Here is a 1,553-nt window from a genome sequence, read left to right on the forward strand (position 1 = left end):
ATGGCCAAGGCCGCCGATGTCGTTGTGCAATGCCTGGAAAACGAAGGTGTCGAGTATGTATTCGGCATTCCCGGTGAGGAAAACCTCGACCTGCTCGAATCCCTGCGCAAGTCGAAGATCAAGCTGGTACTGACCCGTCACGAGCAGTCTGCAGGTTTCATGGCTGCCACCTACGGTCGTCTGACCGGCAAGACCGGCGTCAGCCTGTCGACCCTCGGCCCTGGTGCCACCAACCTGGTGACCGCCAGCGCCTACGCCTACCTGGGCGGCATGCCGATGATGATGATCACCGGGCAGAAGCCGATCAAGAAGTCCAAGCAGGGTCGCTTCCAGATCATTGACGTGTGCGGCATGATGGACCCCATCACCAAGTACACCCACCAGTTCGCCTCGGCCGACAACATCCCGGCCCGCATGCGCGAAGCCTTCCGCCTGGCCGAAGAAGAAAAGCCGGGTGCGGTGCACCTGGAGCTGCCGGAAGACATCGCCGCCGAGCAGACCGACGCGCTGCCGATCCCGCGCAGCCTGCACCGCCGCCCGCTGGCCGAGCACGTGGCCATTGAAGCTGCCGTCGAGAAACTGCAGAACGCGCGTAACCCGATCCTGGTGATCGGTGCCGGTGCCAACCGCAAGATGACCGCCAAGGTCCTCAAGCAACTGATCGACAAGACCGGCATCCCGTTCATCACCACCCAAATGGGTAAAGGCGTGGTCGACGAGCGCCACCCGCGCTTCCTTGGCAACGCTGCGCTGTCGTCGGGCGACTTCGTTCACCGCGCCGTCGAAGCCGCCGACCTGATCATCAACATCGGCCACGATGTGATCGAGAAGCCGCCGTTCTTCATGGTCCGTGGCGGCACCGAAGTCATCCACATCAACTTCCGCTCTGCCGAAGTCGATGCCGTGTACTTCCCGCAAGTAGAAGTGATCGGCGACATCGCCAACGCCGTGTGGCAGATCAGTGAAGCGCTGAACGACACGTCGCACTGGGACTTCACCCGCCTGATGGCCATCCGTGAAGCCAACGAAGCACAGATCGCCGAAGGCGCCGACGACGACCGCTTCCCGGTCTACCCACAGCGCATGGTGGCTGACATCCGCCGTGTACTGCCGTCCGATGGCATCGTCGCCCTGGACAACGGCATCTACAAGATCTGGTTCGCCCGCAACTACAAAGCGCACAAGCCAAACACCGTGCTGCTGGACAACGCCCTGGCGACCATGGGCGCCGGCCTGCCATCGGCAATGGCTGCGCACCTGGTGCACCCGGACCGCCCGGTAATCTCGGTGTGCGGCGACGGCGGCTTCATGATGAACAGCCAGGAACTGGAAACTGCAGTACGTCTGGGCATGCACATCACCGTGGTGATCCTGCGTGACGACGGCTACGGCATGATCCGCTGGAAGCAGGCCAACATGGGCTTCACCGATTTCGGCCTGGACTACGGCAACCCGGACTTCGTCAAGTATGCCGAAGCCTACGGCGCCAACGGCCACCGCGTGGAAAGCGCCGAAGGCCTGCTGCCGCTGCTGGAGCACTGCATCAAGACCCC

1 protein-coding gene is annotated in these 1,553 nt (G+C 62.7%); it reads left to right on the forward strand.

The window, feature by feature from the left end; genetic code table 11:
• Nucleotides 1–1,553 (forward strand): acetolactate synthase large subunit (locus tag I8746_RS26785; RefSeq protein WP_221101215.1); only part of this gene is annotated, 1,553 nt, incomplete at its 3' end.

Source organism: Pseudomonas sp. USTB-Z (assembly GCF_019691255.1).
Taxonomy (GTDB): domain Bacteria; phylum Pseudomonadota; class Gammaproteobacteria; order Pseudomonadales; family Pseudomonadaceae; genus Aquipseudomonas; species Aquipseudomonas alloputida.